The 20,356-nt window shown below is 67.3% G+C and carries 13 protein-coding genes; 7 read left to right on the top strand and 6 right to left on the bottom strand.

What is annotated here, in order from left to right; all coding sequences use genetic code 11:
• Positions 1-143 precede the first annotated feature (143 nt).
• Both QMX81_RS08220 and QMX81_RS08215 read left to right on the top strand, forming a co-directional pair.
• Entirely contained in the window at positions 144-3,500 is a 3,357-nt protein-coding gene (locus QMX81_RS08220; protein ID WP_282260444.1) for a GH92 family glycosyl hydrolase, read from the top strand.
• The gene (locus QMX81_RS08215) at positions 3,497-4,195 is read left to right on the top strand and encodes a basic secretory protein-like protein (protein WP_282260442.1); all 699 of its coding nucleotides are present in this window, start codon (positions 3,497-3,499) and stop codon (positions 4,193-4,195) included. The genes QMX81_RS08220 and QMX81_RS08215 overlap by 4 nt, the downstream gene beginning before the upstream one ends.
• 466 nt (positions 4,196-4,661) lie before the next feature.
• Here QMX81_RS08215 and QMX81_RS08210 read toward each other — a convergent pair whose 3' ends face one another.
• Together QMX81_RS08210 and QMX81_RS08205 are read right to left on the bottom strand one after the other, a co-directional pair.
• A complete protein-coding gene (locus QMX81_RS08210; RefSeq protein WP_121039652.1) occupies positions 4,662-6,953 on the bottom strand; it encodes an NADP-dependent malic enzyme in 2,292 nt (763 codons plus the stop codon).
• 199 nt (positions 6,954-7,152) lie between these two features.
• Complete coding sequence (locus QMX81_RS08205; RefSeq protein ID WP_121039654.1) at positions 7,153-8,502, bottom strand: dicarboxylate/amino acid:cation symporter; 1,350 nt, start codon at positions 8,500-8,502, stop codon at positions 7,153-7,155.
• A 261-nt stretch (positions 8,503-8,763) separates the two neighbouring features.
• On the opposite strand from QMX81_RS08205, the gene QMX81_RS08200 reads away from it, so the two are divergent.
• Together QMX81_RS08200 and QMX81_RS08195 are read left to right on the top strand one after the other, a co-directional pair.
• Entirely contained in the window at positions 8,764-9,930 is a 1,167-nt protein-coding gene (locus QMX81_RS08200) for a porin (protein ID WP_282260438.1), read from the top strand.
• 56 nt (positions 9,931-9,986) lie between these two features.
• Positions 9,987-12,638 (top strand): PAS-domain containing protein, encoded by a 2,652-nt coding sequence (locus QMX81_RS08195; RefSeq protein WP_282260436.1) that lies wholly within the window; start codon positions 9,987-9,989, stop codon positions 12,636-12,638.
• Between the two features lie 10 nt (positions 12,639-12,648).
• Here QMX81_RS08195 and QMX81_RS08190 read toward each other — a convergent pair whose 3' ends face one another.
• The 4 genes from QMX81_RS08190 to QMX81_RS08175 form a co-directional block, all read right to left on the bottom strand.
• Positions 12,649-13,299, bottom strand: a complete 651-nt coding sequence (locus QMX81_RS08190; protein WP_259259176.1) for a response regulator transcription factor — start codon at positions 13,297-13,299, stop codon at positions 12,649-12,651.
• 188 nt (positions 13,300-13,487) lie between these two features.
• Entirely contained in the window at positions 13,488-14,540 is a 1,053-nt protein-coding gene (locus QMX81_RS08185) for an ABC transporter substrate-binding protein (protein ID WP_282260428.1), read from the bottom strand.
• Positions 14,537-15,919, bottom strand: coding sequence for a sensor histidine kinase (locus QMX81_RS08180; protein WP_282260426.1), 1,383 nt, complete (start codon positions 15,917-15,919; stop codon positions 14,537-14,539). The genes QMX81_RS08185 and QMX81_RS08180 overlap by 4 nt, the downstream gene beginning before the upstream one ends.
• A complete protein-coding gene (locus QMX81_RS08175; RefSeq protein ID WP_282260424.1) occupies positions 15,909-16,607 on the bottom strand; it encodes a response regulator transcription factor in 699 nt (232 codons plus the stop codon). Before QMX81_RS08175 ends, QMX81_RS08180 begins: the two co-directional genes overlap by 11 nt.
• A gap of 156 nt (positions 16,608-16,763) precedes the next feature.
• Here QMX81_RS08175 and QMX81_RS08170 point away from each other — a divergent pair, with 156 nt between their 5' ends.
• The 3 genes from QMX81_RS08170 to phbB are packed head-to-tail and all read left to right on the top strand — an operon-like array spanning position 16,764 to position 20,080.
• Positions 16,764-17,945 carry a porin gene (locus QMX81_RS08170; protein WP_282260422.1) on the top strand — a complete coding sequence of 394 codons (1,182 nt, stop codon included), beginning with the start codon at positions 16,764-16,766 and terminating at the stop codon, positions 17,943-17,945.
• Between the two features lie 40 nt (positions 17,946-17,985).
• Positions 17,986-19,314: a CitMHS family transporter gene (locus QMX81_RS08165; protein WP_070473693.1), complete on the top strand. Its 1,329-nt coding sequence runs from the start codon at positions 17,986-17,988 to the stop codon at positions 19,312-19,314.
• Between the two features lie 25 nt (positions 19,315-19,339).
• Positions 19,340-20,080: an acetoacetyl-CoA reductase gene (gene phbB / locus QMX81_RS08160; RefSeq protein WP_088432597.1), complete on the top strand. Its 741-nt coding sequence runs from the start codon at positions 19,340-19,342 to the stop codon at positions 20,078-20,080.
• Positions 20,081-20,356 lie beyond the last annotated feature (276 nt).

The following is a 20,356-nucleotide window of genomic DNA, read 5'->3' as shown; positions in this document are numbered from 1 at the left end:
ATCATCGACCCGATCGCCTGCCCGACCCCCACCGGACATGCATCGCCTCTTTCCTGCCGTCCACGATGGCTGGGGCGACGCCGTCTGCTGTGGCCATCGATGCGGGTCCTGCCTGCCGCCTGCCCTCCCCGGGAGACCCTTGCATGACCCTGTCCCACCTGCGCCCCGTCCGCCGCGCCCTTCCCCTCGCCCTGGCACTGGCCTGCGTATCGATCGCCCTGCCGGCCGCCGCGCAGGGCCTGCAGACCTCCTTCGAGCCGGGCCAACCGGCCCCGGCCGCGGCGGCCGGCGACGGCGCCCTGCAGGTACGGATCGGCAGTGGCCCAGCCGCCCCCTATGCCTCCAAGCCCGGCGTCGGCTACAGCGGCCTGCACGCGCTGCACTACGCCAGCGCCGGCGGCCAGGCGCGCCGCCAGCTGTTCACGACCGACCTGGCCATCGAAGCCGATACCACCCTGTCCTGGCTGGTGCTGCCCGAGATCGTCGGCAAGGACACCGTGGCCTCGACTTACGTCTCGCTCGATCTGGTGCTCGACGACGGCACCCGGGTCTCGGCGAGCGCTGCGCGCGATCATCACGGGGTGGCACTGGGTGCGCGTGCACAGGGCGACTCGAAGACGCTGTACCCGCAGCAGTGGGCACGCAAAGCCGTTCGTCTGGGCGATACCCCGGCCCTGCGCGGGCGTCGCGTGGTCGCGCTGGAGGTGGAGGTGGCCAGCGCCGATGGCGCACCGGTGGCCGGCTGGATCGACGATGTCCGCCTGGACACGCAACCGCGCAGTACGCCGCAACGTCCCTCGGATTGGGTGCTGACCACCCGCGGCACGCAGGCCAATGGCACCTTCTCGCGCGGCAACAATTTCCCGGCCACCGCCGTGCCGCACGGCTTCAATTTCTGGACGCCGGTGACCGATGCCGGCTCGCTGACCTGGCTGTACCGCTGGAACGAACAGAACGACGCAGCCAACCGCCCTGCCCTGCAGGCGCTGGCGCTGAGCCACCAGCCCAGCCCGTGGATGGGCGACCGCCAGACCTTCCAGGTGATGCCATCGGCGACCCGTGGCGTGCCCGAAGCCGACCGCAGCAAGCGTGCGCTGAGCTTCTCGCGCGAGAACGAGCAGGCCCGCCCGTACCGCTATGACGTGCGCTTCGACAACGGCATCGCCGCCTCGATCGCACCGACCGACCACGCCGCCGTCTTCCGCTTCGCGTTCCCCGAAGGCGGTGATGCCAATCTGCTGTTCGACAACGTCGACGCACGCGGCGGGCTGACGCTGGATGCGGCCACCCAGACACTCTCCGGCTATACCGATACGCGCAGTGGCCTGTCCACCGGCGCCACGCGCATGTATGTGGTGGCCAGCTTCGACCGCCCGTGGCGCAGCAGCGGCACGGTGAAGACCGGCCGCCCGACCGGCTACATCAAGTTCGATGCGGGTACCGAGCGCCGCGTCACCATGCGCATCGCCACCTCGTTGATCTCTGTCGAGCAGGCCCGTCATAACCTGGCCCTGGAAGTGGCCGCTGCCGACGATGTGGATCGCGTGGCCGCGCGTGCGCAGGAAGCGTGGGACCAGCGCCTGGCCCGCTTCGATGTGGGCGATGCCAGCGACGACCAGAAGACCACCTTGTACTCCAACCTGTACCGCCTCTACCTCTACCCCAATTCCGGCCATGAAAACGCCGGCACCGCAGCGGCGCCGGACTGGCGCTATGCCAGCCAGGCCAGCGCCTCGGATGAGAACACCGACGGCAGTGCCACGCGCAGCTTCGCGCCGGTGCGCGATGGCAAGGTGTACGTCAACAACGGCTTCTGGGATACCTTCCGCACCACCTGGCCGGCCTATGCGCTGTTCACCAAGGACGACGCCGGCGCGCTGGTGCAGGGTTTCATCGAGCAGTACCGCGCCGGTGGCTGGGTCGCGCGCTGGTCCTCGCCCGGCTATGCCGATCTGATGGTGGGCACCAGTTCGGACGTGGCCTTCGCCGATGCGTGGCTGAAGGGCATCGGTGGCTTCGACCCGCAGGAGGCCTACGCTGCCGCACTGAAGAACGCGACCGTGGTGCCGCCGGACCGCCATGTCGGGCGCAAGGGCATGGACCGTTCCACGTTCCGTGGCTATGCCACTGCCGACGTGCATGAGGGCATGTCGTGGACGATGGAAGGCGCACTCAACGATTTCGGCGTGGCCAACATGGCCGAGGTACTGGCCAAGCAGGCCGATACGCCGGCTGCGCGCGAACGCTATGCGACCGAGGCCGACTACTTCCGTCACCGCGCCGGCACCTACGCCACGTTGTTCGATCCCGCCGCAGGCTTCTTCCAGGGTCGCAAACCGGATGGCAGCTGGCGTCTGGACGCCAAGGACTACGACCCGCGCGTGTGGGGCCATGACTACACCGAATCCAACGGCTGGACCTTCGCCTTCACCGCCGCGCACGACGGTGAAGGCCTGGCGGCCCTGTACGGCGGCCGCGCGCAGTTGGCGGCCAAGCTGGATACCTTCTTCGCCACGCCGGAAACCGCCGATGCGGCGTTTGCAGGCTCCTACGGCGGCACCATCCACGAGATGACCGAAGCGCGCGATGTGCGCATGGGCATGTACGCGCACAGCAACCAGCCGGCCCACCACATCCCATGGATGTACCTGTATGCCGGGCAGCCGTGGAAGACCCAGCAGCATGTGCGCGAGATCCTCTCGCGCCTGTACCTGGGCAGCGAGATCGGCCAGGGCTACCCGGGCGATGAGGACAACGGCGAGACCTCGGCGTGGTACCTGTTCGCCTCGCTGGGCATCTACCCGCTGCGCATGGGCGCACCGGAGTACGTGATCGGCTCGCCGCTGTTCCGCCATGCCCGCGTGGCGCTGCAGGGCGGCGCGGTGCTGACCGTCAACGCGCCGGAGAACTCGGCCACCAACATCTACGTGCAGTCGCTGAAGGTCAACGGCACGCCGTGGACCAAGACCTGGCTGCCACACGAGCTGCTCGCCAAGGGCGCCACGTTGGACTTCGTCATGGGCCCGGAGCCCTCGCGCTGGGGTACCGGCCCGGACGATGCGCCGCGCTCGCTGACCGCGCGCGGCCAGCAGCCGGCCCTGCTGCATGATCTTCTGGGCAGCGGCGCGACCGCCCAGCTCGGCGATGGCCGCGCGGCCGCCGCGCTGATCGATGACGATGCGGCCACGGCACTGCCGTTGGGCGGCTCGAGCACGATCACCTTCAGCAATGTCGCAGCGGGTACGCCCGCGATGTACACACTGACCAGTGGCAACGGCCCGATCCGCGGTGGCGAGTGGACGCTGGAGGCACGCACCACCGGTGGCCGCTGGGTGCAGGTCGACCAGCGACGTGGCGAAGCCTTCGCCTGGGCAATGCAGACCCGACCGTTCCGCATCGCCCAGCCGGGCCGCTACGCCGAGTACCGGCTGCGCATCGGTGCACCGGGTCGCCTGCAACTGGCGGAAGTCGAACTGCTCGCACCGGCGGCGACGCGATGAGGACTGCCCTGCCGATCCCCCGTTGCCTGCTGACCGCCGTGCTCGTCACCGCCGGGCTTGCCGATGCGCACGCGTTCGAGACCACGCAGACCCGCGAGGACGTGACCCTGCACTACCGCGACGCCAGCGATGCGCTGGCCGCGCCGGTGCGCGAGCGCATCATCGAGACCTTCTTTGGCGCGTATCTGCGCGAGCGCGCCGATTTCCATCCGGCCGCACCGACGCAGGTCGGCATCGTGATCGACCCGGCTTACGACGGCATCGCCTTTGTCGGTGAGAAGGCGCAGGCGGCGACGATCACGATCAACCCGGCCTGGTTGCACACGCACCCGGGCGACATCGATCTGGTCACCCACGAGGCGATGCACATCGTGCAGGGCTACCCGGAGTACGCCAATGCGCGCGTGCCGGGCTGGCTGGTGGAAGGCATCGCCGATTACGCCCGCGACCGCTACGGCAAGGACAACGCCGGGGCGGGCTGGGCACTGCCGACACAGGTCAAACCGGAGCAGAACGTCGATACCGGCTACCGGGTCACCGGTGCGTTCCTGGCGTGGAGCGAGGCGCAGCATCCCGGGCTGGTGAAGGCGCTTGATGGTGCGCTGCGCGAGGGCCGCTATACGCCGGCGTTGTGGGAAACACTCAGCGGCGTGACGTTGCCGGCTCTATGGGCGCAGTACGTGCGGACACGCTGATTACTACAGGTGACGGGTCGGCGCCTGCCAGGAGCCGGCCAGCGGCCGGCACTACCGGTGCCATCGCTGCCGTCTTCAGCGCGCGCCGACCAAGCCGGCGTAGAGCGCGAATAGCTGCTGGAAATACCGCTTCGTGCGTCGATGGTGCATGACACCGTTCCCGTGGCCGATCGTGGAGGATCTGGTCGGGCCCAGGGTGGCGACGCCCCCACCGGAGCGCCGCCACGGCCGGGCCGCGTGGGGGTATTGGGCGCTTGGGAGGTTGCAGGACGGTGACGCGGGGGCTACCAGAATATGAGCGGCCACGGAACAAACGGCGTAGATCCACGCCATGCGGGGAGACCGCACGCAGCGCGGCACATGCCAAGTGCATCCACGCATGGCGTGGATCTCCCTGTTTCGCTGCGCGCAACCAGAACGCGCCCCGAAGGGCGCGTTCTGGCAACTCAGAGGAGGAAAGAACGCCTTACGCGTTCTTCTCCGCCTCCAGCTGCTTGCGGATCTGCGCATCCACGGCCGCGATGGCGGTCATGTTGAGCACGCGGCGCGAGGTCGCGCTGGTGGTCAGGATGTGCACCGGCTTGGCCACGCCCATCAGGATCGGGCCGATCGCCACGCCGTCGGTGAACACGCGCACCAGGTTGTAGGCGATGTTGGCCGCTTCCAGGTTGGGCAGTACGAACAGGTTGGCACGGCCCTTCAGCGTGCTGTTGGGCAGCAGCTTCTGGCGCAGGGCTTCATCCCATGCGGTATCCCCCTGCATTTCGCCATCCACGTTCAAGCGCGGGTTGCGCTTGAGCAGCATCTCGCGGACCGCCCGCATCTTCAGCGCGTCCTTGGAGTCGTGGCTGCCGAAGTTGGAGTGCGACAGCAGCGCCACCTTCGGTTCGATGCCGAACAGCTTCATGCGGTATGCCGCCTGCAGCGTCGCTTCGGTGATCTGCTCGGCGGTCGGGTCTTCCTGGACGTGGGTATCCACGAAGAAAAACACGCCCTGCTGGTTGATCACGCCGGTCATCGCCGAGGTCGAGGTCACCTTGGCTTCCAGCGGCAGCACGCTGCGCACGTAGCCGAGTTTCTTGTGGAAGCGACCGACCACGCCGGTCAGCATCGCGTCGGCTTCGCCACGCGCCACCATCACTGCGGCGATCAGGGTCGGGCGCGAGCGCATCAGGTTCTTGGCCGCAGCCACAGTCACACCACGACGGCCGGTGAGGTTGTGGTAGTACTGCCAGTACTCGTTGAAACGCGGATCGTCGTTGATGTTGGTGATGTCGAAATCGACACCGGCCTTCATGCGCAGGCCCAGGCGTTCGACGCGGGCCTCGATCACGTCCGGGCGGCCGATCAGGATCGGCTGCGCCAGGCCTTCATCGACCACGTTCTGCACGGCGCGCAGCACCACTTCTTCCTCGCCTTCGGCGTACACCACGCGCTGCTTGTCCGAACGCGCGCGGTCGTAGACCGGCTTCATCATCAGGCTGGTGCGGTAGACGAACTGGGCCAGCTTCTCGCGGTAGGCGCCCATGTCGGCGACCGGACGGGTAGCTACGCCGGAATCCATCGCGGCCTGCGCCACGGCAGCCGACAGCTCCACCAGCAGGCGGCGGTCGAACGGACGCGGAATCAGGTAGTCACGGCCGAAGCTCGGGGTCTCATCGCCATAGGCCGAGCCCAGGTCGCTGGCCTCGCGGCGTGCCATCGCGGCGATCGCGTGCACGCAGGCGATCTTCATTTCTTCGTTGATCGCGGTCGCGCCGACATCCAGCGCACCGCGGAACAGGTACGGGAAGCACAGCACGTTGTTGATCTGGTTCGGGTAGTCCGAACGACCGGTACCGATCAGCGCGTCCGGGCGGACCGAACGGGCCACTTCCGGCATGATTTCCGGGGTCGGGTTGGCCAGCGCGAAGATCACCGGATCCTTGGCCATGGTCTTGACCATGTCCGCGGTCAGGATGCCCGGGGCCGACAGGCCCAGGAAGATGTCCGCGCCATCGACGATCTCAGCCAGCGTGCGCTTGTCGGTATCACGCGCGTAGCGCGCCTTCTCCGGGTCCAGATCGGTGCGGCCGGTGTGGATCACGCCGTCGCGGTCGAAGGCCAGGATGTTCTCTTTCTTCAGGCCCAGCGAGACCAGCATGTTGACGCAGGAGATACCCGCTGCGCCCATGCCGGTGGTGGCCAGCTTCACGTCTTCGATCTTCTTGCCGGTGACGAGCATGGCGTTGAGCACGGCCGCGCCGACGATGATCGCGGTGCCGTGCTGGTCGTCATGGAACACCGGGATGTTCATCCGCTCGCGCAGCTTGCGCTCCACGATGAAGCACTCCGGTGCCTTGATGTCTTCCAGATTGATGCCGCCGAAGGTCGGTTCCAGCGAGGCGATGATGTCGACCAGCTTGTCCGGGTCGTTTTCATCGATCTCGATGTCGAACACATCGATGCCGGCGAACTTCTGGAACAGCACGCCCTTGCCTTCCATCACCGGCTTGCCGGCCAGCGGGCCGATGTTGCCCAGGCCCAGCACGGCGGTACCGTTGGAAATGACGGCGACAAGATTGCCGCGGGCGGTCAGTTCACTGGCCTGCTGCGGGTCGGCCATGATCGCCTCGCAGGCGTGCGCCACGCCCGGGGAGTACGCCAACGACAGATCGCGCTGGGTCAACATCGGCTTGGTCGCGGTGACCTTGATCTTGCCGGGCGGCGAGAGCCGGTGATAGTCGAGGGCTGCCTGTTTGAAATCTTCGTTGGACATCGCTTTCTGCAGATGAATGGGCGAGAGGAACAGGGGATCATACCCCCGTTGGCGTGGACGGACCTGTCGCTACGCTGTCGCGGTCATGCTGCAACCGCACATATTCCAGCACCGCGCACCGGGCCTTCAAAATAAAAAATGGCCGTGACGCCCCAGCAGGAACGGCACGACCATGCACCACACAATCAGGTCATCGGGCTCAATGCGCCGGGGCCGGCAGCGTGTCCGGCAGGTCGGCCACGACCAGCGGCGGCAGCTCGGCCTCACGGCCATCGAGCACCATTGCCAGGCGGTCGCGATCCAGCGCGTTTTCCCAGCGCGAGACCACCACGGTGGCCACCGCATTGCCGATGAAGTTGGTCAGCGAGCGGCATTCGCTCATGAAGCGGTCCACGCCCAGGATCAGCGCCATGCCGGCCACCGGCACTTCCGGCACCACCGCCAGGGTGGCGGCCAGGGTGATGAAGCCGGCACCGGTGACGCCAGCGGCGCCCTTGGAGCTGAGCATCGCCACCAGCAGCAGGGCGATCTGGTGGCCCAGGGTCAGTTCGGTGTTGGTCGCCTGGGCGATGAACAGCGCCGCCAGGGTCATGTAGATGTTGGTGCCGTCCAGGTTGAACGAGTACCCGGTCGGGACCACCAGGCCCACCACGGACTTGCTGCAGCCGGCCTTTTCCATCTTCTCCATCAGCGAGGGCAGCGCCGATTCCGAGGAGGAGGTACCCAGCACCAGCAGCAGCTCGGCCTTGAGGTAGCGGGCCAGCTTGAACACCGAGAATCCGCACAGGCGGCACACCACGCCCAGGATCACCGCCACGAACAGGAAGGCGGTCAGGTAGAACGAGCCGACCAGCCAGGCCAGGTTGACCAGCGAGCCGACCCCGTACTTGCCGATGGTGAAGGCGATCGCGCCGAACGCACCGATCGGGGCGGCCTTCATCAGGATGTGGACCAGGCGGAACACCGGGGCGGTCAGCGCCTCCAGGAAGGTCAGCACCGGGCGGCCCTTGGCGCCGGTCAGGGCCAGCGCGATGCCGAACAGCACCGCCACGAACAGCACCTGCAGGATGTTGCCTTCGACGAAGGCGCTGACCAGGGTGGCCGGGATGATGTCCAGCGCGAAGCCGACCAGGGTCAGCTCATGCGACTTCTGCACATAGCCGTTGACCGCGGTCTGGTCCAGATCGGCCGGGTTGATGTTCATACCCGCGCCCGGCTGCACCACGTGCGCCACCACCATGCCCACGATCAGGGCCAGCGTGGAGAAGAACAGGAAGTAGGCCATCGATTTGGCGAAGACCCGGCCCACGGTGCGCAGGTGGGTCATGCCGGCGATACCGGTGACGATGGTCAGGAAGATCACCGGGGCGATGATCATCTTCACCAGCTTGATGAAGGCGTCGCCCAGCGGCTTGAGCGATTCGGCGAAGGCCGGCTCGTAATGGCCGAGGATGGCACCGAGAACGATCGCCACCACCACCTGGAAATACAGTTGGCGGTAGAACGGCAGCGGCTTGGCCGCCAGCGGGGCGGTGGTGGGAACGTGCATGGAAAGCTCCGGCAGTGTCACGAAGGATGCCGGCCGCGCTGGGCGGCATCTGGCGTGGCCTTTTTACGCCCGCATCTCGCCAACGCAGATAACCTATTGGTACTAGCCCCCCGGTTCAGCTGGCCGGACTGCCTACACTGCCCAGGCACCGCGCCCCCACGGCGGCGGGTGGCCCGGCAGCGGATCAGGGGGAGAGACCCACAGATTTGCCGTCCGCGGCCGTTGTTGTTCTGCCCCACCCTTATCTAGCAGCTACCGCCCATGCGCCCTACGCCCCTGTTCATCGCCCTGGCCCTGACCACCGCCCCGCTCGCCGCCACCGCGGCCGACTGGGACAACTGGCCGACCAAGACCACCTTCAGTGACGGTACCGAGCTGGCAGCCACTGCCAACATTGCCTACGACCTCAACGACTTCTCCGGCGGCAGTGGCATCGACGATGCCGACGCCGTGCGCCGCAAGGAATTCGGCGCGACCCTGAAGAAGAAGGGCGTGTACGACGCCATGGTCTATTACGACTTCCAGGCCGACACCTGGCTCGACGTGTTCGTGCGCTTGGAAAGCAAGGCCTTCTTCGGCAGCGACATCGGCCGCTTCCGCTTCGGCTACATGAAGACCCCGGTCGGCCTGGATGCCGGCACCTCCTCGCGCGCCGGCAGCTTCCTGGAGACCGCCCTGCCCGTGCAGGCGTTCTACGAAGGCCGCCGCACCGGTGCCGAATGGGTGCTGGAGCGCCCGCAGTACCTGCTGCAGGCCGGCGCCTATGGCGGCAAGGACCTGCAGGGCGACAACCCCGGCACTACCCAGGCCATGCGTGCGGTGTGGACCCCGGTCAAGGCCGCGGGCGACGTCGTGCACCTGGGCCTGGCCTATTCGCAGGAAAACCCACGCGGTTACCGCGATGGCCGCGATGTCTCGCACCCGGCCAGTGCCCGCCTGCGCGCGCGCCCCGAAGCCGGCTTGACCGATATCCGTCTGGTCGACTCCGGCGCACTGATCACCGCCGACAAGATCGTGCGCACTGGCCTGGAAGGCATCTGGATCCGCGGCCCGTTCTCGCTGCAGGGCGAAGCGCTGCAGACCACGGTCAGCCGTGACGGCAAGCCGGATTACACCGGCAACGGCCAGTACGCGATGGCCAGCTGGATCCTGACCGGCGAATCGCGCCCGTACAACGCCGGTGCCGTGGCCAACGTCAAGCCGGCCCACGACTACGGCGCGGTGGAGCTGGTAACGCGCTATAGCCGTATCGATCTGGACGATGCCGACGTGTTCGGCGGCCGCCAGCACGATTGGACCATCGGCGCCAACTGGTACCTGACCTCGCACTTCAAGTTCCAGGCGAACTACGTCAAGGTCGACGCCAGCCGTCGCGGCGTGCGCAGCCAGCCGGAGATCTTCGAGCTGCGTGCCCAGATGCACTTCTGAGGCCGCCCGGCGGACGCGTTGATGCGCGTCCGCCCTGCCCTGCCTAGACTGACGGCATGTACCGCGTCTCCCGCTATCGTCCCTGGCTGCTGCTCATCGTCCTGATGCTCGGCGGCACGGCGCTGTGCGCGCTGCTGGCCGGGCGCTATGCCCAGCAGCGGGCACTGGACGATGAAAGCCTGCAGGTCCGCCGCCAGCTCGGGCTGTATGCCCAGACCCTGCAGCAGCGCATTGATCGTTTCGGCACCCTGCCGCAGGTGCTGGCGCTCGACCCGGACCTGCACCAGGCGGTCTCGCACCCCTTGAGCGCCGCCGAACGACAGCGGCTCAATCTCAAGCTGGCCCAGGCCAACAATGTCACCCGCGCCTCCACCCTGACCCTGATCGACCGGCACGGCATTGCCGTGGCCGCCAGCAACTGGGACCAGCCGACCAGCAACGTCGGCGAGGACTACAGCTACCGCCCCTATTACCAGCAGGCGATGGCACACGGCAGTGGGCACTTCTACGGCATCGGCATGACCACGGCCGTGCCGGGCTACTTCCTCTCCCAGGCGATCTACGACGCCGGCGGCAGCGTGCTGGGCGTGGTCGCGATCAAGATCGAACTGCGCGCGCTCGAACAGGAGTGGCTGCAGAGCCCGGACATCGTGCTGGCCACCGATGCCCACGATGTGGTGTTCCTGGCCAATGGCGATGCCTGGCGCTACCGGCTGCTGCGCCCGCTCGGCCCGCAGGAACGCAACGAGATGCTCGCCACCCGCCAGTACGCGGACCGCTCACTGCAACCCCTGCAGGCACGCACCGTGGAAGTACTGGCCGATGGCGGGCGCATGGTCCGCGTGGAGCAGCCTGCGCTGCCACGGCCGGTGCTGTGGCAGACCCTGGCGCTGAACGAGCCGCAGTGGAAGCTGCACCTGCTGCATGACGCCAGCGCCAGTGCCGCGGTCGGCCGGAGTGCTGCGCTGGCCGCCGGCGGCATCTGGCTGGCACTGTGTTTCCTGGGCCTGTTCGTGCAGCAGCGCCGGCGCCTGGCCGCGCACCGGCAGCGCAGCCGGCGCGAGCTGGAGAGTGTGCTCAAGCAGCACGCGCAGGAACTGCGCACCGCCCAGGATGGCGTGCTGCAGGCAGCGCAACAGGCCGACAGCGGTCTCAGCCGCAGCCTGGCGCACCTGCCGCAGGGCGTGGTGGTGATCGACAACGAGCAGAAGCTGGTCGCCTGGAATGCACGGTATCTGGAGCTGTTCCGCTTCCCGACCGGGTTGATCCGGGTCGGCCGGCCGATCGAGGAGATATTCCGCTACAACGCACGCCGCGGCCTGCTCGGGCCGGGGCCGATCGATGAAGCCATCGAGCGTCGCCTGAACCATCTGCGCAGCGGCCGCCCGCACATGCGCGAGAGCGAAAAAGACGACGGCACGGTGCTGGAGATCCGCGGCAACCCGCTCCCCGATGGCGGCTTCGTCACCAGCTATGCCGACATCACTGCCTACAAGAACACCGCACGCGAGCTGCGCTCGCTGGCTGATGCGCTGGAGCATCGCGTGGCCGAGCGCACCCGCGATCTGGATGAAGCGCGCCGGGAAGCCGAGCGCGCCAATCGCTACAAATCGCGCTTCGTGGCCTCGGCCGTGCACGACCTGCTGCAACCGTTGAACGCGGCGCGGATGTTCGTCTCAGTGCTGCGCGGCAAGCTGCAGGGTGACGCCCGCGAGCTCAGCGAGCACGTGGATGCCGCACTGGCCGCGCAGGACGCCATCCTCAACAGCCTGCTGGACATCTCGCGGCTGGAATCGGGCGCGCTGCAGACCCATGTGCGCCCCTTCGCACTGTCACCGCTGCTGGAAACGCTGGCCCGCGAGTTCGGGCTGGCCGCCGCCAGCCGCGGCCTGCAGCTGCACTGGGTGGATACGCGTGCCGTGGTGGTGAGCGATGAAGCGCTGCTGCGCCGCATCCTGCAGAACTTCCTCTCCAACGCGCTGCGCTACACCCCGCGCGGCCGCGTGTTGCTCGGCTGCCGCCGCGATGGCGATCAGCTGCGCATCGAAGTGCACGACCAGGGGCCCGGTATACCGGAGAGCCTGCAGAGCGAGATTTTCGAAGAATTCCGCCGGTTGGATGACGGTGTGGACCAGGAACGCGGGGCCGGGCTGGGTCTGGCGATCGTGGAGCGGATCGGCCGTCTGCTCGGCCATCCGATCCGGCTGCGTTCCACCCTGGGGCGCGGCAGTGTGTTTGCGGTAAGCCTGCCGTTGGGGGCGGCAGCGGACGTGGTGGCCGCACCGGCGCCCACGGTCGCCCCGGTGGTCGATAGTGGCGATGACAGTCCGTTGCGCCACTGCCGGGTCTGGAGCATCGACGATGATCCGCGCGTCTGCGCCGCCACCCGCGCGCTGTTGGAGCGCTGGGGCTGTGAGGTGGAACTGGCCGATGGGCCGCAGGCCGCGCTCGAGATCGCCTCGGCGTTCAATGTGCCCAAGCTCCTGCTGCTGGATGTGCGCATGGGCCAGTGGCACGGACCGGACCTGTACGAACAGCTGTGCGACCTGTGGCACGCGCGCCCGCCGGTGATCCTGGTCACCGCAGAGCGCGACGATGCGCTGCGCGCGCAGGCCGCGGAAAACGGCTGGGGGTTCCTGTCCAAGCCGGTGCGCCCGCCCGCGCTGCGGGCCCTGATGACACAGTTGCTGCTACGGCATCGCAGCTGAGCACGCGCCGCTAGACCCCTGCGCCCGCATCCCCTTCCGGCTCCAGGGCCTTCACCAGCACCGCCGCCTGTGTGCGGCTGTGGCATTCCAGCTTCTTCAGAATCGCGGTGACGTGCACCTTGACCGTGTTCTCGGCCAGGCCCAGCTCGTAGGCGATCTGCTTGTTGAGCAGGCCATCGGCCAGGCACAACAGCACGCGGAACTGCTGCGGGGTGAGCTGCGCCAGGCGGGTGGCCAGCAGCGCATCGGATTCGGAGCGTTCGGCCGCCATCGCCGGGAACCACACCCCGCCATCGAGCACCGCCGCCACCGCCTGGCCCAGGGTCTCGGCCGGGGCAGACTTGGGAATGAAACCGGCCGCACCAAACTGCTGCGCACGCCGGATCACCCGCGGGTGATCGTTGGAGGACACGATGACCACCGGCACGTCGGGATGCGCACCGCGTACATGCAGCAGCGAGGAGAACCCGCGAGCACCGGGCATGGTCAGATCCAGCAGGACCAGCTCGATCTCCGCATGCTGGTCCAGCGCTGTCTCCAGCGTGGCGGCGCTGGCCACTTCGATCACAGTGACCTGTGGCAGCGCCTGGCGAAGCGAATGCACGACCGCGGCACGCAGCAGGGGATGGTCGTCGGCGACCAGAACGGTGATGTCACTCATGCGCCGATTGTAATGAGGTTAAACGGCCAGCGGAGGCATCCCCAGCATCCCCGAGGTGCCAACCCAACCCTGCCTACACACGTTGAGCGTCTGGAGAAAAGCCCCCTTCGTGTTGAAGGGGGCGCGCCAACGGCGCGGGGTTGAGGTGGAATGCGAGGGCAGCAGGGACGGCGAGGCCGTTGTCGGCCTCACCGTCCCTGCTGCATGCTGCCGCGCCACGCGTCCAGGAACTGGCGCCGCTTGAGCCCGTCCAGGTACACCAGCAAGCCCGGGCCGAGCTGGATCGGGCGGTAGCTGCGCTCTGGCGACGCCCCCCGGCGCTGGCCCGCCGCCGGCAGGATCGGCATCAGCCGCGCCTCGCGCGAGAGCACCTGCTGCCCGCGGGGCGACAGCAGGTAGTCCAGGAACCGGCGGGCTTCCCCGGGGTGCTGGCCGCCACGCGGAATCACCGCAGTACGCAGCATCACCAGGGTGTAGTCCTCCGGCTCGATGATGCCCAACGGTGCACCGGCATCGATGCGGGCCTGCGCATACGATCCCAGCACGTTGTAGACCAGCGAAAGTTGTCCGCTGCTGACCCGGTCCAGCAGCACGCCGGTGCGCTCCTCCAGCTGCACCCGGTTGTCGCCGAGTGCGCCCAGCAGCGCGCCGGCCATGCTGCCGCGCTGACCATCCTGGGTAGCGAGCAGATACCCGACGCTGCTGCGCTGCACGTCGTAGGTGCCCACCCGGCCCAGCAGCGGTGCATCCGGCGCACGCAACAGCTCCAGCAGTTGGCGGCGCGTGTGTGGCACGCGCGCCGCCGGCAGCATGCGCGTGTTGTAGACCATCGCGACCGGCTCGTAGCTGATCCCGAACGCCTCGTGCCGCCACTGCGCCCACGCGGGCAGCGCATCAGTCTGTGCCGAGCGATGCGACAGCGCATGCCCGTCGTTGACCAGCTTGGTCTGCAGGTCCATGCCGCTGCTGATCAGCATGTCCGGTGCGGTCGAGCTGCTGCGGTCACGCAGGTAGCGCGCGTACATCTCCTGCGCGATCACGTCCTCATAGACGATCTCGGTGCCCGGGTGCAGCCGCTGGTAATCGGCAATGACAGTCGCAAACACCTCGATATCGGTGGAACCGTGGATGCGCAGCTGCGCGGTCGGCGTGCCCTGCGCGGGAAAGCGCTGCACGTCGCCGGGATCGGCGGATGCAGTGACAGCGACCACCATCAGCAGCAGACCGGTCAGAACGTTCATGCGTGCCTCCTCGGCATCCGGATGGTGGCGATCAGGCCGCCGCCCACCCGGTTGGACAGATCGATGCAGCCGCCATGGCTGTCCACCACCCGCTTGACGATCGCCAAGCCCAGCCCCGCCCCTCCGGCCGCCGCGCCTTCGCCCCGCGCGAAGCGCTCGAACACGCGCTCGGCATCGGCGGGGGCAATACCGGGGCCATGGTCGGCAATGGTCAACACGCAGTGGCGCTCCTCGGTGGTCAGGGCCACCTGCAACGCGCCGTCACCACCGTATTTGAGCGCATTGTCGATCAGGTTCTTGATCGCTTCGCGCAGCAGCAGTGCATCGCCGTTGACCCACGCCGGATCGCGGGTCACCGCCAGCTGCACGCGGGGGGCCGGCAACGCCTGTGGCACCGCCTCGTGCAGGGCCTGGTGCGCGATCTCGGCCAGGTCAACCAGTGCGAAACGCTGCAGGTTGGCGCGATGGATCACGCTGGCATCGCTGAGCAACTGATTGAGCAACCGGCTCATGTGCGTGGCATTGCGCTCGATGGCCTCCAGGCTGCGGCGCATGTCCTCAGGGTCTTCGTCGTCCAGCGCCAACTGCGCCTGCGCACGCAGCGCGGCCAGCGGGGTGCGCATCTGATGGGCCGCCTCGGCCATGAACGCCCGCAGGGTTTCATTGCTGTTCGAGAGCCGGCCCATGAAGTGATTCAGCGCGCCGACCATCTGGTCCATCTCCTGCGGTGTGGTCGCATCCAGTGGGCGCAGGTCGGAGGGTTCGCGTCTGGACAACTCGCGTTCGACCCTCACCAGCGGGCGCAGCGCACGGTGCACCCCCAGCGCGACCAAGGCCAGCGACAACAGCGACAACACCACGATCGCCACCAGCGCGCGGGTCACCATATCTTGTGCCAGCGCCTCGCGCGCCCGCCGGGTCTGCCCCACCTGCACACGCACCTCCGCCTGCGCGGAGGGTGATGAGACCCGTCGTGAGACCACCACGAAGCGCACCGTTTCACCGCTGTAGGGCGCGTCGAACAACTGCGGGCGATCGGTCGGCGTGCGCGGCGGCGCGGGCAGGTCGTCGTAGCCGGTCACGGTCTGGTTGCGCGCATCGAAGACGCGGTAGAACACGCGGTCTTCCGGTGCCATCGCCAGCAGATCGAGCGCGGCATACGGCAGATCGACCTGCCACTGCGCGTCCACCAGCGCCACCGAATCAACGATCGACAACGCCGAGGACACCAGCAGGTGATCGTAGGAGCGGTTGGCGGCACGCTGGCCATAGTCACGCGCGCCAAAGAACAAGGCGACGGCGAACAGCGCCATCAACCCGCCCAGGTACAGCCACAGCGTGCGCCGGATCGAGGATGGCGCGCGCGCCTCAGTCACCATCGGGACTGCCCTCGGCCGCCGCATCGTGCGCCTCAAGCAGATAGCCACTGCCGCGCACGGTCACGATCCGCAGCGGTGCCTGGGCCAGCTTTCGGCGCAGGCGCCCGACATACAGCTCGATGGCGTTGGGTCCGGCCTCGTCATCGAAGCCGAACAGCCCGTTGCCGATCTCGTCCTTGCCGACCACCTGCCCGAGCCGGCCCATCAGGATCTCCAGCAGCCGGTATTCGCGGTTCGGCAGCTCGATCGGCTGACCGTCCAGGCTGACCCGGTGCGCGGCGTTGTCGAACTGGAAGCCACCGATCTGCACCACCTCGCTGGCCTGCCCACGGGTACGCCGCAACAGCACACGGCAGCGCGCTTCGAACTCGCGGAAATCGAACGGCTTGCCGAGGTAATCATCCGCGCCCACGTCCAGTGCCTGCACGCGGTCCTCGATGCCATCACGTGCGGTGAGCATCAATACCGGCGTGCTGTCACCGCGCTCGCGCATGCCGGCCAGCACGCGCAGCCCATCCAGTTTGGGCAGGCCGATATCCAGCACGACCAGATCGAACGACTGGTAGCGCAGCACGCTCGCCGCCGCCAGCCCATCGCTCTGCCAATCCACGGCATGGCCACTGCGGCGCATGCGGCGGACGATCGCGTCGGCCAGGTCCGGGTTGTCTTCCACCAGCAGGATGCGCATCGGTCGGGATCGGAAAAGGTGCGGGAATGCTAGCGCGTGCGAGCCCCGCCGTGCGCTTCGCTGCGGTGCAGCACTGGCTGACAGGTGGATGACAGCATCCCGGCACTAGGCTGCGCCATCGCGTCATCACCGAACATCCGGTACCTGGGAGGGTCCATGGAACTGAACGCACTGCGCTGGTGCCTGCCGGCCGCCTGCACGCTGTTGTGGGCCGCGCCCGCCTGGGCCGCCGACGACCGCGATGACGACCGCCCGGTCACCGCGACCCTGGGCGGCCGCCTGCACCTGGATTTCGCCGACTTCGACAACGACCGTCGCGGCACCCCGAACAAGGACGACACCGAGATCCGCCGCGCGTGGGTGGATGTCTCGGGCAGGTTCTTCGCCGTCGACTACAAGCTGGAAGCGGATTTCTCCGGTGATCGGGTCGAGGCCAAGGATGTGTTCGTCAGCCGCAGCTTCGGCGATGCCGGCAAGCTCACCGTGGGCCAGTTCAAGCAGTTCTTCTCGCTGGATGACCGCACCAGTTCCAACTACGGCAGCTTCCTGGAGCGCGGCAATGCCGGCACCACGCTGGCACCGCTGTACCGGCTGGGCGCGTCCTGGCAGGCTGCGCGCGGCGACATGACCTGGGCTGCCAGCGCGTACAGCCTGGAAAGCATCGACGCTTGGCAGGTCAAGGGCCGCGCCGCCGGTGGCCGCGCCACCTGGGCACCCGGCGCCACGGCCGGTGATGTCCTGCACCTGGGCCTGTCGCTGGCGCATGAGCGCTACGACAACCCGGGCACGGACGGCGTGCCTGCCCTGCGCATCCGCCCGCGCCCGGCCGGTCATCTGTCCGACAACAGCCGCCTGACCCTGGTCGATTTCTCGGCCGGCCGCGACACCGACGTCAACAAGTGGTCGCTGGAGTACGCGCAGGTGCGCGGCCCGCTGTCCTGGCAGGGCGAATTCAGCGGCGCCACGTTCGATGACGGCAGCCAGCGCGGCAAGGTCCTGGCCGGCTACGGGATGCTCAGCTGGTTCGTCACCGGTGAATCGCGCGTGTACGACCGCAAGACCGGTCGTTTCGGGCGTGTCAAGGATTTCCAGCACGCCGCCGGCGCGTTCGAACTGGCACTGCGCTATGACCAGATGCGGGGCGACCAGCACCTGATCGGCCAGCCCGACCTGCGCGACGGCCAGACCGAGGCGTGGACGCTGGGTGGCAACTGGTACATGCGCCCGAACCTGCGCTTCATGCTCAACCTGATCGAAAGCCGCAACCGCGACCGCCTGGCCGAGGCCACCGTGGACCGCACCCGCGCGGTCACGGGCCGCCTGCAGTACGACTTCTGATGCCCACTTTCCGCACCGTTTCCTCTGGAGAATGCAGATGATGCTGAGCATCCTCGGCTTTGGCATGGTCATTACATTCATGTACTTGATCATGAGCAAGCGGCTCTCGCCGCTGGTCGCCCTCATCACCATTCCGATCCTGTTCGCGCTGATCGGCGGCTTCGCGGCCGGCATAGACGACATGATGCTGGAAGGCATCAAGAAGATCGCGCCGACCGGCGTGATGTTGATGTTCGCCATCCTGTACTTCGGGGTGATGATCGATGCGGGCCTGTTCGATCCGCTGGTGCGGATCATCCTGCGCTTCGTCAAGGGCGACCCGATGAAGATCGTGCTCGGCACCGCCATCCTGGCGATGCTGATCTCGCTCGACGGCGATGGCTCGACCACGTACATGATCACCGTGTCGGCGATGCTTCCGTTGTATCAGCGCCTGGGCATGAACGCGTTGAACATGACCTGCGTGACCATCCTCGCCGGCGGCGTGATGAACCTCACCCCGTGGGGCGGCCCGACCGCCCGCGCCGCCACCGCGCTGCATGTGGACCCGGCCGACGTGTTCGTGCCGCTGATCCCCTCGATGGTGATCGCCTGCGCCGGCGTGCTGGTGCTGGCCTGGTACCTGGGCATGAAGGAGCGCCGCCGCCTGGGCGTCGTTACCCTGCCCCAGGGCGGCAGCTGGATGGACAACAGCGTCTCCGATGATGGCAATACGCTGCCGACGGTGGAAGACGCCGAAGACACCAAGCGCCCGAAGCTGCTGTGGGTCAACCTGGGCCTGACCATCGCGCTGATGACTGCGCTGATCCTGGGTGTGCTGCCGATGCCGGTGCTGTTCATGGTCGGCTTCGCGATCGCCCTGGTGATCAACTACCCGAACCTGGCCGAGCAGCGCCGCCGCGTGGTCAACCATGCCGGCAACGTGCTGTCGGTGGTCTCGTTGATCTTTGCGGCGGGCATCTTCACCGGCATTCTCAACAACACCGGCATGGTCGAGGCGATGTCGCACAGCTTCCTGGCGATCATCCCCGACAGCTGGGGGCCGTACCTGGCGGTGATCACCGCGCTGGCCTCGATGCCGTTCACCTTCTTCATGTCCAACGACGCCTTCTACTTCGGCGTACTGCCGATCCTGTCCGAAGCGGCCGGCAACTACGGCATCACCCCGGTGGAGATGGCGCGCGCCTCGCTGGCCGGCCAGCCGGTGCATCTGCTCAGCCCGCTGGTGCCCTCGACCTACCTGCTGGTCGGCCTGGCCAAGGTGGAGTTCGCCGACCACCAGAAGTTCACCCTGAAGTGGGCGATCGCCATTTCGATGCTGCTGATGTTCGGTGGGCTGCTGTTCGGCCTGTATCCGCTTGCGTCCTGACCCGCCTACCAAGGAGCGTTCCGCCATGACTCTTCGCATCGCTTACGTCACCAGCGCCATGGGCAGTGTCGGCACTGCCATCTGCCAGAAACTGGCCCGCAACGGCCACACCGTGGTGGCCGGCTGCGCACCCAATTCCCCGCGCAAGGCCGCCTGGCTGCGCGAGCAGCGCGAACTCGGCTTTGATTTCATCGCCTCGGAAGGCAACGCGGCGGACTGGTCGTCGACCGTGGCGGCGTTCGCGAAGGTGAAAGCCGAGGTCGGCGAGATCGATGTGCTGGTCAACAATGCCGGCGGCAGCCGCGATGTACTGTTCCGGCAGATGAGTCCGGACGATTGGAACGCGGTGATGGGCTCGAACCTGCATGCGCTGTTCAACATCACCAAGCAGGTGATCGATGGCATGAGCACGCGCGGCTGGGGCCGGATCGTGAACATCGGCTCGGTGAGTGCGCACAAGGGCCAGATCGGCCAGGTGAACTTCGCGACGGCGAAGGCGGCGATGCATGGCTTCAGCCGGGCGTTGGCCAATGAGGTGGCGACGCGGGGCGTGACGGTCAATACGATTTCGCCGGGGTATATCGCGAGTCAGTCGATCAGCAGTTTTCCGCCGGATGTGTTGGATCGTCTGGCAGGTTCGGTGCCGATCCGGCGGCTGGGTAAGCCGGAGGAGGTGGCGAGTCTGTGTGCGTGGTTGGCATCCGATGATGCGGCGTATGTGACGGGTGCGGATTATGCGGTGAACGGTGGTCTGCACATGTTCTGATGGTTTTGCGCATCCCACGTGATGCGTGGCCTCCCCCACGAGGTGAGCCGCGATGCTGGTTGGCATCGCGGCTTTTTTTTCTTCCGGGATTTCGGGAACGTTGGGCTACTTGCAATGGCAATGGCAATGGCAACAGAAACAGCAACTGCAACTGCAACGGTGGGGCAAAAGCCGGACTGCAGGCCCGTGTCGCGCTGGGCAGGCACGGGTGGGTTGGCGGGACCCGCTGCAAGTACGTCCATGTAAGCTCGTGTGTTGCCATCCATGGCAACACAC

Origin of the sequence: Stenotrophomonas sp. PS02301 (genome assembly GCF_029959485.1) — a bacterium.
In the GTDB taxonomy this organism is placed as follows: Bacteria; Pseudomonadota; Gammaproteobacteria; order Xanthomonadales; family Xanthomonadaceae; genus Stenotrophomonas; species Stenotrophomonas maltophilia_Z.
This window is presented reverse-complemented; position numbering and strand designations above follow the sequence as displayed.

Excerpts from the sequence above, each read along its gene's own strand:
- QMX81_RS08175 (WP_282260424.1), bottom strand. The coding sequence starts at position 16,607 with ATGCGCATCCTGCTGGTGGAAGACAACCCGGACCTGGCCGACGCGATC.
- phbB (WP_088432597.1), top strand. The coding sequence starts at position 19,340 with ATGACTCTTCGCATCGCTTACGTCACCAGCGCCATGGGCAGTGTCGGC.
- QMX81_RS08165 (WP_070473693.1), top strand. The coding sequence starts at position 17,986 with ATGCTGAGCATCCTCGGCTTTGGCATGGTCATTACATTCATGTACTTG.
- QMX81_RS08180 (WP_282260426.1), bottom strand. The coding sequence starts at position 15,919 with ATGGTGACTGAGGCGCGCGCGCCATCCTCGATCCGGCGCACGCTGTGG.
- QMX81_RS08205 (WP_121039654.1), bottom strand. The coding sequence starts at position 8,502 with ATGCACGTTCCCACCACCGCCCCGCTGGCGGCCAAGCCGCTGCCGTTC.
- QMX81_RS08170 (WP_282260422.1), top strand. The coding sequence starts at position 16,764 with ATGGAACTGAACGCACTGCGCTGGTGCCTGCCGGCCGCCTGCACGCTG.
- QMX81_RS08215 (WP_282260442.1), top strand. The coding sequence starts at position 3,497 with ATGAGGACTGCCCTGCCGATCCCCCGTTGCCTGCTGACCGCCGTGCTC.
- QMX81_RS08200 (WP_282260438.1), top strand. The coding sequence starts at position 8,764 with ATGCGCCCTACGCCCCTGTTCATCGCCCTGGCCCTGACCACCGCCCCG.
- QMX81_RS08195 (WP_282260436.1), top strand. The coding sequence starts at position 9,987 with ATGTACCGCGTCTCCCGCTATCGTCCCTGGCTGCTGCTCATCGTCCTG.
- QMX81_RS08220 (WP_282260444.1), top strand. The coding sequence starts at position 144 with ATGACCCTGTCCCACCTGCGCCCCGTCCGCCGCGCCCTTCCCCTCGCC.
- QMX81_RS08190 (WP_259259176.1), bottom strand. The coding sequence starts at position 13,299 with ATGAGTGACATCACCGTTCTGGTCGCCGACGACCATCCCCTGCTGCGT.
- QMX81_RS08185 (WP_282260428.1), bottom strand. The coding sequence starts at position 14,540 with ATGAACGTTCTGACCGGTCTGCTGCTGATGGTGGTCGCTGTCACTGCA.
- QMX81_RS08210 (WP_121039652.1), bottom strand. The coding sequence starts at position 6,953 with ATGTCCAACGAAGATTTCAAACAGGCAGCCCTCGACTATCACCGGCTC.